9 protein-coding genes are annotated in these 14,457 nt (G+C 63.6%); 4 read left to right on the top strand and 5 right to left on the bottom strand.

What is annotated here, in order from left to right; translation table 11 throughout:
• Window positions 1-22: 22 nt before the first annotated feature.
• The 5 genes from ACFFJ6_RS22250 to ACFFJ6_RS22230 all read right to left on the bottom strand — a co-directional run bounded on the left by ACFFJ6_RS22250 (window position 23) and on the right by ACFFJ6_RS22230 (window position 8,983).
• Window positions 23-1,402 carry a transposase gene (locus ACFFJ6_RS22250; RefSeq protein WP_378391917.1) on the bottom strand — a complete coding sequence of 460 codons (1,380 nt, stop codon included), beginning with the start codon at window positions 1,400-1,402 and terminating at the stop codon, window positions 23-25.
• A gap of 262 nt (window positions 1,403-1,664) precedes the next feature.
• Window positions 1,665-2,756: a ComEC/Rec2 family competence protein gene (locus ACFFJ6_RS22245; RefSeq protein ID WP_378391915.1), complete on the bottom strand. Its 1,092-nt coding sequence runs from the start codon at window positions 2,754-2,756 to the stop codon at window positions 1,665-1,667.
• 53 nt (window positions 2,757-2,809) lie between these two features.
• Window positions 2,810-4,093 (bottom strand): type II toxin-antitoxin system HipA family toxin, encoded by a 1,284-nt coding sequence (locus ACFFJ6_RS22240; protein ID WP_378391913.1) that lies wholly within the window; start codon window positions 4,091-4,093, stop codon window positions 2,810-2,812.
• Window positions 4,090-4,392: a helix-turn-helix domain-containing protein gene (locus tag ACFFJ6_RS22235; RefSeq protein ID WP_378392270.1), complete on the bottom strand. Its 303-nt coding sequence runs from the start codon at window positions 4,390-4,392 to the stop codon at window positions 4,090-4,092. The genes ACFFJ6_RS22240 and ACFFJ6_RS22235 overlap by 4 nt, the downstream gene beginning before the upstream one ends.
• Window positions 4,393-5,212: 820 nt before the next feature.
• On the bottom strand, window positions 5,213-8,983 hold the full coding sequence (locus tag ACFFJ6_RS22230) for a vitamin B12-dependent ribonucleotide reductase (protein ID WP_378391910.1): 3,771 nt from the start codon (window positions 8,981-8,983) through the stop codon (window positions 5,213-5,215).
• 652 nt (window positions 8,984-9,635) lie between these two features.
• Here ACFFJ6_RS22230 and ACFFJ6_RS22225 point away from each other — a divergent pair.
• The 4 genes from ACFFJ6_RS22225 (at window position 9,636) to ACFFJ6_RS22210 (ending at window position 14,206) form a co-directional block, all read left to right on the top strand.
• Window positions 9,636-10,535 carry a DMT family transporter gene (locus ACFFJ6_RS22225; RefSeq protein ID WP_378391908.1) on the top strand — a complete coding sequence of 300 codons (900 nt, stop codon included), beginning with the start codon at window positions 9,636-9,638 and terminating at the stop codon, window positions 10,533-10,535.
• Window positions 10,536-10,767: 232 nt separating this feature from the next.
• Complete coding sequence (locus tag ACFFJ6_RS22220; RefSeq protein WP_378391906.1) at window positions 10,768-11,757, top strand: hydroxyacid dehydrogenase; 990 nt, start codon at window positions 10,768-10,770, stop codon at window positions 11,755-11,757.
• A 141-nt stretch (window positions 11,758-11,898) separates the two neighbouring features.
• Window positions 11,899-13,323 (top strand): amidase, encoded by a 1,425-nt coding sequence (locus ACFFJ6_RS22215; RefSeq protein ID WP_378391904.1) that lies wholly within the window; start codon window positions 11,899-11,901, stop codon window positions 13,321-13,323.
• Between the two features lie 196 nt (window positions 13,324-13,519).
• A complete protein-coding gene (locus ACFFJ6_RS22210) occupies window positions 13,520-14,206 on the top strand; it encodes a hypothetical protein (protein WP_378391902.1) in 687 nt (228 codons plus the stop codon).
• The last annotated feature ends 251 nt before the right edge of the window (window positions 14,207-14,457 follow it).

Genomic DNA, 14,457 nt, shown 5'->3' with positions numbered 1-14,457 from the left:
GCACCACCCTGGTCCTTGATTTTCAACGCCAGTGAGGTCCTTCGCGAACGCCCTCGGCCGGAAGGATCAGCATGGTTTCTCCGAGGGGATGAGAACCGGTCGGCGCGATGCCCACCCACTGGAGCGTCTCGTCGAACGCCCACGCCTGGTCAGGCGGGCTTTCGGGTACGAAGTAATGGCAATACACGTACTCCAGAGGTTTTCCCCGTGGATCGAAAGCCTGCGCTCGCTCGATGATTTTCCGATGTCGTGTGCGCTCTACGTTGTCTCCTTCAACGGCCTCGAAGCCGATGTGAACGATACCGGGGCGACCCGCAGGAAGTTGGTCGTTGGCTTCCGATAGCTTCGTCGTAATGTCGCGGGCCTTCGCATCGATGGCTTCGGTTGAAGCCGATTCCCAACGGAGCAGCACGGCAAGATCGCACTCGCGCACATATCTCGGGTTTTCCGCGAGCTTCAAGCGGCTCAACTGAATGTAATTGGCGTGCCTCACGTAGCGGCCCGAGAGCAGCTCCAGCATACGCGAGCTCGACGCGAGCACATGGTGACCGTCGAGAACCGCGCGCAACGGATCGAGATCGAGCTCGCCCATCGCGCCATACGATATATCGTCGCTCCAAAGCAGCGAAGGCATGTCGGACCGGAGCCACTCGAGCGACTTCTCGGTCAGATAGGCGGGTGGCACCCGATCGATAGGGATGCGGAAATGGACATCGCAAAATGCGCTCTGCTCATTCTGGGAAAACCCTGTCGCGCTGGGGCGCCATAATTCGCGCATCGCGGCTCGTTCCCGTTCGCCGTATTGGCTGGTTTCCAAGCGCTTGCACTCGACCGCGAAGGAGCGCGAGCCGATTTCGACGTCCATGTCGTATGTCCGGCCCAGCCCGCGTTGCTCAGGTACGAATTTTACCCGTGCGCCCGACGAGCGATAGGCGGATGCGACGAGCAGCTCGAATAGCCCGCCATTTGGTTGACGCCGTTCACTAATGACCAGGCGACGTGCCCGTTCTTCGACACCGTCGACCGAAAGAAGCAGATCGAGACCGCGCCCGATCGCCTTGAACACCGGCACTACCCGCGATCCGAACGTCGGCTCGAAATTCCAAACATGATCGATGAAGGCCTCGGCCAGGAAGAGATACCAGCCTAATACGTCGGATTCGTCGAAATATCTGCCGCGGTCGGTCTCATCTAGGCGACCCAGCGACGCCGCGTACAGGCGATTGGCCGCAGCATTGCGCCGCTTCTTCCACTCGTCCTGGCCAATAAAGTCGCGAAAGTAGGTCACAGCCCGTCGGACATCCGGCTCATCCGGCCAGTCATCGCTCCGTTTGTCTGGAGGTCGAAAGAGTGTTGCCGGAAATTCCTTTGAGGCGAAGGCGTTTTGACGCTTGCTTTTCATGAGTTAAAGAACGCGCTGTTGCTCGGGTTTCTGATCTAAAACCAAGGGCGCGCCGCGCTCTGTTCACGCCGAAAGAGAGCGGCAGGCCGATTACACTCAAGTATGCCTCAGTTGCCAACGTTGCAACGCAGGTTCAAAAAAGCTGCCAGTTCCGATCGCCATGCAACTCGAACAGCACTTAGTCGCGATGTGACCGTCGGGGGAAGAAACGATCCCCGCAAGTCACCTTTCGGATCTTGGCCGGGAATGCGTCGACACCGTCTCAGTCATAGGCTTCCACCCTCGTGGCAAACTCCAAGGTGGGTGCAGGACTGAAACCCTTCCGATCCGGAACGCCGTGATTGAAAAGAAGTATGCCTTTCTTCGTGTCCTGGGGCTCGACGCCACGACGCAAGAGCGCGTTCACTACGACTTGTCGCGGATGAGTTTCATCCTCGGGCCCGGCTGAGATGACGCAACCAATCGACCTTCTTGATCCGAACCCCGAAACATTTCCGACAATCCGATTGAGCAGTGCAGGGGAGATGTTGTTGCGGCTGCCGTGATGCGGGACCTGGAATACGTTCAGAGCGGTACCGAACTGAATACCGATGGCGGTTCCGTACGACACGGCAGCACCAAGAGCCCTCAAGCCTGCGTCTGCCGTCAGGAAGATGTTTCGACCGTCGATCTGACCGTACAAGACCACGCTGGACTCGTTTTCCGCCGCCGTGATGCCGCCTTCGCGGAGAGTCTCGGTGAACAGGTCCTCCGCGATGATGCGCCGGATCTCTGTCGCCACGCGTCGCCCAATTCCCGTGAGCCAATGCCCCAGGAGGACGAGGAGTTGCTGCGCGGGCTTGGGAGTATCGCGGAATTGGGGAAGGAGGCCTTCGTACATGGCCTGCGTCGGCGAAAGCACCATGAAGGGTCCGATCCTCGCGCCTTGAAACGGAGGGTGAAGCGAAGTGCCCCGGCTCAGAGCTAAGTCTCGGATTTCGCTGACTATCGGGTAGGCGCGCCGCAAGTCCGCGGTGAGACCCTCCAGCGTCCATCGAGGATCGTGGAAGTAGTCCATCATGTTTTTCGCGTGGTATTCGGGAATGTGCATCCAGAGGTTCTGCACATTCAGTTGCGAGATAACTGCGCGGAGACCGCTGATGTGATCGTTGTCCGGATGCGTGCTGACGACGTGCTCAACCGTGTTCGTGCCGTACACCGACCGCACGTGCTCGACGATTGCTTCGCCGGTTTCCTGGAACCCTGCATCAATGACGATCACGCGCCACTCCGCGCCCGTCCAGTAGCGCATTGTTATCGCGTCGCCGCTGTTGGCCCCCGACCCGACAGGATGAAAATCTATCTCATAGGCCATTACCGTGGTATCCAGAAAACAATGTTAGCTACATAGAGAGAAATGTCGCCGCCCTAAGCGGCACCGGATCCACGCTTGTTCAGCAGCCGGTCGATCTCCTGCAGACGTTTCTCGGTCAATCCGGCTTCTTTTGCAAATTCGGGCCATCGAGCTATGGCATGCTGAACTTGTTCGAAGAACTGTTCAACTTTCGCCTGCGAAATCGACGCATTTTGCGCAACCTTCAGAATGTGTTTTTTGGTCGGGTTCTTCCCTTCACCGTTCACAGCTAGATTGTGCTCGCCCCCAGGACCCTCCGAGAGCGTGAGGTCGTACGCCGGCGTCGGATGCCAAACTCCATCCTTCGCGAGCAGGAAAGCGTGATTTTTCGCGTGATCGTCTCGGTTATGTGCGAGGACATTGAAGATCATCCGGACGAACATCTGGCGCACGTGTCGCTCGTCGCGCGTCAGAAGTCGCGTGACTTTCAGCAGCGTATCGTAGTCGATGGACGGAGCCCGATGATCGGCCTCCAACAGCCCGCTCACCGTCTGTACATGCGCGCTCCCACCCTCGGTTCTGTCGAACCTTTGGACGGCGAAATAGCTGCCCTTCTTGGTTTTTATGAGCTTAGTGGCGGGCATAACGACGCCGGCTGCCTTCGCCATAAGAGAGTAGGCGTACTCTTCTTTTCCTATTTCGGAGTGATCGACGTTCGATTTGAACTTTACCAGCCAAGCTTCGAAGCCTTCCGGAAGATCGGTGCCGGTATCAGCTACGATCTTACCGGTCTTGCTATTCAAGCCGACCATAATCTTGGGGCGGACGCCGGCGGAGCCACCTTGGATTTCGAGCAGACGATCCACGTCGGCTTCGTCGACCTCGCCTTGGACTGCTTCAGCTTGCCCAGCAAGCCAATCGAGGTCGACGGCGTCGCCGGCGGCTTTGCTAGGGGAATTATCGGGAATGTAGCGCAACGCTCCCATGCCGGTCTGGCCGACGTATGCCAGGCGGTCAAGAGGCGTGAGGAGCCTGAAGTCGCATCCGAGGTTCTGCAGATGACGGTCAAGGAGCAGGCGGCCCCAACCGTCGGGGAGGCTATCGTTGAACGTGCCGTGCAGCCCGGCGAACGGTGAATTCGGCGCCGGCTTTGCTCCGTCGCCGACAGGAAGCTTGAATGGAGATACGTTGAGGCGCCTCGCGGCGAAATCGGGGTGGTACTCGAAATACGCCCGGCGTTCCTCTTTGCTCCATGCCAATGTTCCTACGTCGATCTTTTCGCCGTAGAAATCGAGGGACACCCCCAACTTTTGGATGCCTTGGGGTGGCTTTCCGTCTGGGACCTTCGGCTTCTTCACTTTCTGCGTCCCCGAATTCTGACAGGCTTGGAAATCACATCCTCGATCGACCTGTGCGGCTTCGGAGGAAACAGGCCCTCGAATTCCTGTTCGGCGCCGAGAGCGAACGCGATGGCTATAAGGAACTCTAAGGAAGATTTGCCTGTGCGCTCGAATTGCTTCAGCGTGCCCAAGCTGACTTGAGCGCGGGCGGCAAGCCCCGACTGGGTTAGGTTAGCCTCTAATCGCCGCTGCTTTGCGCGGTTCGCTATCTCGGAGGCAACGTCTTGGGGGGAGCTTAAATTAAGGGATATATCCATAGCCTCTGTTCCCAATATCTGGAAATAATAGATACTATAATAGCCGATATAAGTCAAGATTAGGATTGCGCCGTGCCTTTGGCCCTAGGCGACATCGCAGAACCGTCCGCGTCGGCCTTTCAGTACCGTGAAGGCTGTTGCAATAGACCCGTTTGAGCGACGGATTGTGGTCGAGGAGGTAGACCCACACCCACTGAGCTCAGGCGATTGTGCGGGTCTCCCAGACGCGTCCTCGCGACCCTTCCCAATGGGGATGTAATCCTGGCCGCGAAAGGAAAGGGCGCCGATGCTCGGTTTTCGTTAGGAGGTTGGAGACTATTCGCAGCTCTGCGATCGTCCTTGGACGGCGGAATTCCTTCGGAGATCGTACAGCAGCGCGGTCGAGTCTCGAAATGCTTGAAGGCCTAGGTCGTCGGCAAGGTCGCCAAGCCGTTGAAGGTAGAAGAGGTTGTCCAACTCATCGAGTTGCTGCGCCTCTCGAGGGGATCGTTCCGACTACGACGTCCACTCGTTCCGACGCTCAGTTGGTCAAGGGGCGGTGGAGCGATCGGGTGCTGGCCAATCTCGCTGCTTCTGAAAATGTTTCGATCTTATACGAGGATCGTAACGGTCAATTGGGGGGAAGGTCGATCTTGTGTGGGGATCATTAGTGAGGTTGGCGGCACCGTACCTACAATGAAAGTCAAAGAGAAAAACCCGCCGTTTCCGGCGGGTTTTTCGTCACCGCACCGGGTGCGGCTCATCTTTGGGGTGATTTGCGGCGCACTTTGGCCGAATCCGGCCATCCTATGCGAGCATTTACACGACGTGCAACCCTAACTTAGCTACACCCCGTCGTGCTTCCGCAAGTATCACACTTCATACAAGTCCCATTCCGCACCAGCGTGAAATTCCCGCACTCGCTGCACGAGTCCCCCTCGTAACCCCGCGCCTTCGCCTCCGCGCGGCGTTCGGCTTTGGTGGCGACGGGTTGGGCCTGGGCGGCGCCGGCGCGGCTCCATTGCAGGGCTTCGAGCTTTTCGGTCGGCGACAGGTCCTGGTCGGCTTCCTGCTTCAGCGCGGTGGCGCCTTCGAGGACGTCGCCGATGCGGGAGGAGGCGAGGGCGGTGACGGTGTGGCTGCCGCCGCTGCGCGGGGCGTCGGTCGTCGCGGCGGCGGGGGCCGACGCGGGGGCGCTGCGCATCACCACCAGATTGTCGGTGCGCGAGCGGGTGAGGCCCTTCGACAGATACTTGGTGGCGGAGGCGGGGGCGACGGTGCCTTCCGGGGCCTTGCCTTCCTCGATGCCCTTGCCGATGGCGTCGAAGCCGGTCTCGCTCGGATCGACATGGGCGAGGTCGAAGCGGCCCATGTAGCTCACCGCCAGCTCGCGGAACACGTAGTCGAGGATCGACGTCGCGTACTTGATCGAGTCGTTGCCCTGCACCGGGCCGGCGGGTTCGAACCGGGTGAAGGTGAAGGCGTCGACATATTCCTCGAGCGGCACGCCGTATTGCAGGCCGAGCGAGACGGCGATGGCGAAGTTGTTGATGAACGACCGGAGGGCGGCACCCTCCTTGTGCATGTCGATGAAGATCTCGCCGATGCGGCCGTCGTCGTATTCGCCGGTGCGCAGATAGACCTTGTGGCCGCCGACCACCGCCTTCTGGGTGTAGCCCTTGCGGCGATCCGGCATCTTCTCGCGTTCGCGCATCACCACGATGCGCTCGACCAGGCGCTCCACCACCTTCTCGGAGACGTGGGCGGCGCGCGCCGCCATCGGCTTGTCGAGGAAGGTGTCGATATCCTCGTCCTCGTCGTCGTCCGCGATCAGCTGCGAGTTCAGCGGCTGCGACAGTTTCGAGCCGTCGCGATACAGCGCGTTGGCCTTCAGCGCCAGCTTCCACGACAGCATGTAGGCGGACTTGCAGTCCTCCACCGTGGCGTCGTTCGGCATGTTGATGGTCTTGCTGATCGCGCCGGAGATGAACGGCTGCGACGCGGCCATCATCCGGATGTGGCTCTCGACCGACAGATAGCGCTTGCCGATCTTGCCGCAGGGATTGGCGCAATCGAACACCGCGTAGTGCTCGGGCTTCAGGTGCGGCGCGCCTTCGACCGTCATGGCGCCGCAGATGTGGATGTTGGCGGCCTCGATCTCGCGCTTGGAGAAGCCGAGCGCGGCCAAGAGGTCGAAGTTCGGCTGGGCGATCTGCTCGGCCTCGATCTTCAGCGTGTCCTTGAGGAAGTCCTCGCCGAAGGTCCACTTGTTGAAGGCGAACTTGATGTCGAAGGCGGTCGGCAGCGCGGCCTCGACCTTCGCCAGCGCTTCATCGGTGAAGCCCTTGGCCTTCAGCGTCGAGACGTTGATGCCGGGGGAGTTGCTGAGCGAGCCGTGGCCGACCGCGTAGGCCTCGATCTCGGCGATCTGGCTTTCCGGATAGCCGAGCACGCGCAGCGCCGCCGGGACGGCGCGGTTGATGATCTTCCAGTAGCCGCCGCCGGCGAGCTTCTTGAACTTCACCAGCGCGAAGTCCGGCTCGATGCCGGTGGTGTCGCAATCCATCACCAGGCCGATGGTGCCGGTCGGGGCGACCACCGTGGTCTGGGCGTTGCGATAGCCGTGCAGCTCGCCGAGCTCGAGCGCCTGATCCCAGGCGCGCTTGGCGTGCGCGATCGCCTCGGGGATCGGGCAGCCGTCATGGTCGAGCGGCACAGGGTTGACCGACAGCGCCTCGTAGCCGCGGCTTTCGCCGTGGGCGGCGCGGCGATGGTTGCGGATCACGCGCAGCATATGCGCGGCGTTCTTCTTGTAGCCGGGGAACGGGCCGAGCTTCTTGGCCATCTCGGCCGAGGTCGCATACGACACGCCGGTCATGATCGCGGTCAGCGCGCCGCACAGCGCGCGGCCTTCCTTGGAGTCGTAGCTGAGGCCCATGGTCATCAGCAGGCCGCCGATATTGGCGAAGCCGAGACCCAGCGTGCGGAATTCGTAGCTGAGCTCGGCGATCTGCTTGGACGGGAACTGCGCCATCAGCACCGAGATTTCGAGCACGATGGTCCACAGCCGGCACAGATGCTCGTAAGCGTCGAGATCGAAGGTCGCCGTGGTGGTGTTGTAGAACGTCAGCAGGTTGGCCGAGGCGAGGTTGCAGGCCGTGTCGTCGAGGAACATGTATTCCGAGCACGGATTGCTGGCGCGGATGTCGCCCGACGCCTTGCAGGTGTGCCAGTCGTTCATCGTGGTGTTGAAGTGCAGGCCCGGATCGGCGCTGGCCCAGGCGGCGTAGCCGATCTTCTCCCACAGCTCGCGCGCCTTCAGCGTCTTCATCACCTTCTTGCCGGTGCGCGAGGTGAGGTGCCAGTCGCCATCGGTCTCGACCGCGCGCAGGAAGTCGTCCTTGAGCGACACGGAGTTGTTGGAGTTCTGGCCGGAGACGGTGAGGTAGGCCTCGCTATCCCAATCGGTGTCGTAGATCGGGAAGTCGATCTCCTTGTAGCCCTGCTTGGCGAACTGGATGACGCGCTTGATCATCGCGTCGGTCACCAGCGCGCGGCGCGCCAGCTTCACTTCGCGGCGCAGCGCCGGGTTCTTCTCCGGGTCGAAGCAGTCGTCGCCCGAGCCCTGGCAGTTGACGCAGGCTTTCAGGATCGCCTTGAGGTGCTTCTGGTTGGTCTTGGAGCCGGTGACGAGGGCGGCGACCTTCTGCTCCTCCTTCACCTTCCAGTCGATATAGGCCTCGATATCCGGATGGTCGGCATCGACCACCACCATCTTGGCGGCGCGGCGGGTCGTGCCGCCCGACTTGATGGCGCCGGCAGCGCGGTCGCCGATCTTCAGGAAGCTCATCAGACCGGAAGACTTGCCGCCGCCCGACAGCCGCTCGCCTTCGCCGCGCAGCCGCGAGAAGTTGGAGCCGGTGCCCGAGCCGTACTTGAACAGGCGAGCTTCACGCACCCACAGGTCCATGATGCCGCCCTCGTTGACGAGGTCGTCCTCGATGCCCTGGATGAAGCAGGCGTGCGGCTGCGGATGCTCGTAGGCCGACTTCGACTTGGTCAGCTTGCCGGTCTTGTAATCGACGTAGTAGTGGCCCTGGCCGGGACCATCGACGCCGTAGGCCCAATGAAGTCCGGTGTTGAACCACTGCGGCGAATTCGGCGCGACCATCTGCGACGCCAGCATGTAGCGCAGCTCGTCGTAGAACGCGCGGGCGTCGTCCTCGGACGAGAAGTAATCGCCCTTCCAGCCCCAGTAGGTCCAGCAGCCGGCGAGGCGGTCGAACACCTGCTTGGAGGAATGCTCGGAGGTGAAACGCTCGGCCTCGGGCAGGGCGGCGAGGGCGTCGGTGTCGGGTACCGAGCGCCATAGCCAGGACGGCACGGTCTCTTCTTCGACCTTCTTCAGGCGCGCGGCGACGCCGGCCTTGCGGAAATACTTCTGGGCCAGCACGTCGGAGGCGACCTGCGACCAGCTGTCGGGCACTTCGACATTCTCGAGGCGGAACACCACCGAGCCGTCCGGATTGCGGATCTCGCTCGTCGTCAGCCGGAACTGAATCGCCGCGTAGGGAGATTGGCCGTCCGTGGTGTAGCGCCGCTCGATCTTCATCTGATGCCCCGTTCGATGCCGGACCCCGCTGGGCCCGAAGTTGTTGGTCGCGGACGTTTCGTCCGCCATGCGAGCCGTGGTCCGGCTCACTCTGTTTTCAAGGGCCGCGGCCTGGATCGTAGCCGATCCGGGTCCGTCCCAATAACGCCTCACGCTTCAATGCGAGCCGTGTTGCGGCTCGTCTTTTCTGCGCCCGTACAGCCGGTTTCGGGCACAGATGAGCCCACACCCCGATGCCGCTGATGCGGGACGGAGGTGGCCGGTTCGGTACCCTTCTGGGAATGTCCGGCGGGACACGAAACCACCCGCTCGCGACAGGCCCAAAGCTAGTGCGACTCCGTCCGACCCGTCAAGCAATAGTGCGGGTTCCTGAATCAAATACTAAATATGGTGGAAAGGGGTGGAAAACAGGGGGCAGCGCCGCGTCCTGATGCCGCCAAGTATCGGTGAGTCCTCACGGAATCCGAAACGAAAAAATCACACTCGGGCCGGTGGAAATCGGCTGCGCCCGCTGTTCACAGGGCAGGTATTTTTTCGCTCCGAGGGGTTGCCATGGCCGACTCAGGCGGCACGGCGCGCGGGGCTGTTTTTCGGGTGGTGACGGGAGGCCAATACCGGCATGCTGCGGGCCATCGTCCTGCCGGGTGATCCCATGTCCGACACTCCTTCCGCCGCCGCGCGCTCGCGCGTCGCGACCAGCGGTCTCGTCCTGCTCGCCGTCACCTCGCTGGCCTGGGGCCTGAGTTGGCCGGTATCCAAATACATCATCTCAGAATGGCCGCCGCTGCCCGCGCGCGGCGTGCCCGGTCTGATTGGCTCGCTGCTGCTGTTCGCCTATGCGCGGGCGCGCGGCGACGATCTGCGCGTCCCGGCGGCGCTGTGGCCGCGCCTGCTGGTGTCGGCGTTCTTCAACGTCACGCTGTGGATGGTGGTGATGGGGCTGGCGCTGCTCTGGATGCCGGCCGGCGAGACCGCGGTGATCGGCTATTCGATGCCGGTGTGGACGGCGCTGCTGGCGTGGCCGCTGCTCGGCGAGCGGCTAACCGTCAAGCGCACGCTGGCGCTGGTGCTGGGATTCGGCGGCATCGCAGCGCTGATGGGCGCCGACGGCTTCGCGGCGAGCACGGCGAAGCTGCCCGGCGTCGCGCTGGCGCTGACCGGTGCGGTCGGCTTCGCGCTCGGCACCATCTTCCTGAAGCGGTTTCCGATCGCGCTGCCGGGCGCGACCTCGGCGGCGTGGCAGATCGGGGTCGGCTGCATCCCGGTGACGGCGATCGGCTTCGCGTTTGGCGTGCCGCATCTCGACGCGCTGTCGGCCTATGGCTGGGCGTGTCTGGCGTATCTGACGCTGATCCAGTTCTGTCTCGCCTATCTGTGCTGGTTCGCCGCGCTGCAGCGGCTGCCCGCGTCGGTGGCGGCGATCGGCACCATGGCGGTGCCGGTGATCGGCGTCGTGGCCGCCGCGATCGCGCTGCGCGAGCCGCTCGGTCTCGGCCAGATCGCCGCGCTGGTGATGGTGCTGGCCGGTGTGACGCTGGCGACGCGGGGCTAGCGGCAGCTGCTGGGCGGCATCTGCGCGAGTCCGACACCCCGCGCTCGCGCGCAACTAACTGCATCGCAGCGACGATCGGCGAGAGGCGCACGGCGGCATGACGAGATTGGCGGTGGACCCGGCTGTCATGCGCCTGTTACATGAACCGACCGGCGTCCTGGCCGGACAACAGATGCGTCCGCGCCAACAAGTCGGACGAGCCAAAAGGCGCGGGTAAGCGCCGGGGAGCGACATGCCGACCAATACGACGAAACTGCTGGTGACGGAATCGCTGTCGCAGCGGGGGCGGGCGCTGCTCGCCGAGCGCGGCGATATCGAGGTGATCGAATTCTCCAATCTGATCTCGGCGGCGGATTTCGAGGCGCTGCTGCGGGCGCACGCGCCGGTGCACGGCGTTGCGCTCGGGGCGACGCGGTTCGGCGAGCGCGAACTCGATGCGGCCCAGGACATGCGCGTCGTGGCGCGGATCGGCGTCGGCTACGACGCGGTCGATGTCCCGGCGCTGTCGAAGCGCAAGGTGCCGCTGATGACGGCCGGCACCGCGAATTCGCCCTCGGTCGCCGAGCAGGCGCTGTTCATGATGCTGACGCTGGCCAAGCGCGGCGCCGAGCTGCACGCGCTGGTGAAGACCGGCGCATGGGCGACGCGGCTCGGCGTGCTGCCGTTCGACCTGTTCGGCAAGACGGTGCTGATCGTCGGCTTCGGCCGCATCGGCACCCGCACCGCCAAGCGTTGCCTGGCGATGGAAATGACCGTGCTGGTGTATGATCCTTACGTGCCCGCGGCGGCGATCGAGGCGGCCGGCTGCGAGGCGGTGAGCGATCTCGACGCCGCGCTGCCGCGCGCCGATTTCGTCAGCCTGCATTGCCCGAAGACGGCGGAGACCACCGGCCTCTTCGATGCCGCGCGGCTGTCGAAGATGAAGCGCACCGCTTATCTGATCAACACGGCGCGTGGCGGCATCGTGGTCGAGCAGGCGTTGTATGACGCGCTGCTCGCAGGCCAGCTCGCCGGCGCCGGACTCGACGTGTTCGAAGTCGAACCGCCGCCGACGGGTCATAAATTGTTCGACCTGCCCAACGTCATCATCGCGCCGCACGTCGCCGGCGTTACCCGCGAGGCGCTCGACCGCATGGGCGAGCAGACCGCGCGCAACATGCTGAGCGCGCTCGACGGCGCGCCGATCGCCGCGAATGTCGTCAATCAGGATGTGCTGAGTTAGTTGCGCGGACGTCTGCCTCGCCGTCATTGCGAGCGAAGCGAAGCAATCCAGCGATGTGCACCGGGGTTCTGGATTGCTTCGTCGCTTCGCTCCTCGCAATGACGGGGCGAGGTGGGTGATAACAACAAAGGGAGGCCGACGATGGCGTTCAAGGAGTATGGCAACTACGACGGCGTTGGCCTCGCCGAGCTGGTGCGGAGCAAGCAGGTCAGCGCCGGTGAGCTGCTCGACGAGGCGATCGCGCGGACCGACGCGCTCGATCCGAAACTCAACGCCGTCGTGGTCCGTCACGATGATCACGCGCGCAAGCAGATCGAAGCCGGGCTGCCGGACGGGCCGTTCACCGGCGTGCCGTTCGTGCTCAAGGACTTGGACCTGCTCGCCGGCACGCGTACGACGTTCGGCGCCAGCGTCTACAGGGACTTCGTTGCGCCGCACACCGGCACGCTGGCGTCGCGCTTCGTCGCGGCGGGACTGACGATCTACGGCAAGAGCGCCAGCCCGGAATTCGGCCTGATGCCGACCACGGAGTCGCGGCTGCACGGGCCGACGCGCAATCCCTGGAATCTCGATCACTCGTCGGGCGGCTCGTCCGGCGGCGCGGCGGCGGCGGTCGCCGCGCGGATCCTGCCGGTGGCGCATGCCAGCGACGGCGGCGGCTCGATCCGGATTCCTGCGTCGGCCTGCGGCGTGTTCGGCCTCAAGCCGACGCGAGCGCGCAATCCGATCGGTCCGGATCGCGGCGAGGGCTGGGGCGGCTTCGCCTGCGGCCATGTGGTGAGTATCAGCGTGCGCGACAGCGCGGTGATGCTCGACGCGCTGCACGGGCCGGAGCCGACCAGCCCCTATGTGGCACCGCCGCCGGAGAGGCCGTTCGCGCAGGAGGTCGGCCGCGATCCGGGCCGGCTGAGGATCGCCTTTACCGATGTCTCGACCTACGGCGATGCGATCGATCCGGAGATCGCGGCGGCGGTGCGCGACACCGCGAAACTACTCGAAGGCCTCGGGCATCATGTCGAGCAGCGCGCGCCGAAACTGCCGGCCGACCCTGCCGACGTCATTGCCGCGATCGTTGCGAGTAACACCGGACTATCGGTGCGGCTTGCCGAGCAGGCGCTCGGGCGCAAGGTGACGGACCAGGATTTCGAAGCGCTGACGCTGGCGAGCGCAGCCAATGCCAGCCGCGCCAGCGGAGTCGATTACTGCGCTGCTCAGCTTCAAGCGTATCAGATCTCGCGCAGCCTCGCGGAGTTCTTCGCGGGCATCGACGTCTTCCTGTCGCCGACGCTGTGCCTGCCGCCGCTGAAGATCGGCGAGCTCGATACGATGGCGCGCGACCTGTCCGGCATCAGTCCGCTGCTGCGCCGCTACGTTCCCGGCACCAGCCTGTTCAACATGTCGGGCCAGCCCGCGATGTCGCTGCCGTTGGCGTGGACCACAAGCGGGCTGCCGATTGGTATGATGTTCGCGGGACGATTCGGTGACGAGGCGACGCTGCTGCGTCTGGCCTCGCAGCTCGAGCAGGAGCGGCCGTGGAAGGACCGACGGCCGCCGGTCTGCGCGTAGCTGCCGATTGGTCCGCGATCGGGGCCGTGCGGCGGGTGCGGCGCGCGCCGTTTGCGACGCGAATAACGGCGCCTCGCCGGAACGATTCGCCTGGCTCCGGCTTTTATTCTGTTTTGCTGAAACAAAACGACCAAGGTCGGCGTTGACGCGGTGCCTGTGGCGTCATTTCGTAGTGTGAGAGTAAGGGGTTTGAGACTTGACGAGCAACGATCCGACCGATCACGCGCTGGCGGTGATCGCAAGCATCTTCGAGAAGCCGGCACGGCCGGAGCCGAAGGTGACCGGCGACGACGCACAGGAAGCGTCTTCGGAGGCTCGTGGCCGGCCTGATGCGCCGGACCATGGCGCACCTGCTGGCGATGCCACGGAGGCCGCACAGCCTGCCGCATCGCCAGAGGGCGAGGGGCGGGACGCGGCGGCGGAGGTGGCTGACACGGGAGCCACAGAGGCGGGCAACGACGAAGCAGAGGCAGACGGCGCGATTGACGGCGAGATCGTCGACGCGGTCGGTCGTGTTACCTCGGTGCAGATCGCGACGACCGAAATCGTCGAAATTACCATGACCCAGGCCCCCGAACTGCCGGTGACGCTGCGCGAGGACGGCACTGAGGATCTGAGTGCACTGACTCGCCATGGCCCCGGTCCGCTCGACGCGCTGCGCTTCAAATGGAGCGTGCGGCAGGGCGACGAGGGGTATTATGTTGACGAGACGATCGGCACCACGTCGCAGCCGATCGTCGCCGGTCCGTTCTCGCGGGCCGAGGCCATCGCCTTCATCGACACCCGCGAACGCCGCACCCGCCGCCGCTTCGAGCGCCTGCGCAACGAGATCATCTCCGGTCCGTCCGAACGCGGCGACGATGACGACGACGAGACATTGTAGGCGGCACGTTCCGGTCATCCGCTGACGGGGACGTTGCGCGCCCTGCTGTCTCCACACCAACTCTCGTCATTGCGAGGAGCGAAGCGACGAAGCAATCCAGCGTCGTGCCCGGAGCTGGATTGCTGCGCTGCGCTCGCAATGACGAATGGGGCTGCGTTCGCAATCACGAACTGAGCCGTGCTCGCAACCACGAACGGCGCACCTGCATCCGCCACGACAAAGCGAGTTGCGTCTACTCACAACAAAAAAGG

The organism is Rhodopseudomonas telluris (assembly GCF_042432815.1).
GTDB classification, from domain to species: Bacteria; Pseudomonadota; Alphaproteobacteria; order Rhizobiales; family Xanthobacteraceae; genus Rhodopseudomonas; species Rhodopseudomonas telluris.
Note: the sequence above shows the minus strand (reverse complement) of the source record. Positions and strands in the feature narration are given on the sequence as shown.

Coding starts and splice junctions, on each gene's coding strand:
- ACFFJ6_RS22250 (WP_378391917.1), bottom strand. CDS start 1,402: ATGAAAAGCAAGCGTCAAAACGCCTTCGCCTCAAAGGAATTTCCGGCA.
- ACFFJ6_RS22245 (WP_378391915.1), bottom strand. CDS start 2,756: ATGGCCTATGAGATAGATTTTCATCCTGTCGGGTCGGGGGCCAACAGC.
- ACFFJ6_RS22235 (WP_378392270.1), bottom strand. CDS start 4,392: ATGGATATATCCCTTAATTTAAGCTCCCCCCAAGACGTTGCCTCCGAG.
- ACFFJ6_RS22230 (WP_378391910.1), bottom strand. CDS start 8,983: ATGAAGATCGAGCGGCGCTACACCACGGACGGCCAATCTCCCTACGCG.
- ACFFJ6_RS22225 (WP_378391908.1), top strand. CDS start 9,636: ATGTCCGACACTCCTTCCGCCGCCGCGCGCTCGCGCGTCGCGACCAGC.
- ACFFJ6_RS22220 (WP_378391906.1), top strand. CDS start 10,768: ATGCCGACCAATACGACGAAACTGCTGGTGACGGAATCGCTGTCGCAG.
- ACFFJ6_RS22215 (WP_378391904.1), top strand. CDS start 11,899: ATGGCGTTCAAGGAGTATGGCAACTACGACGGCGTTGGCCTCGCCGAG.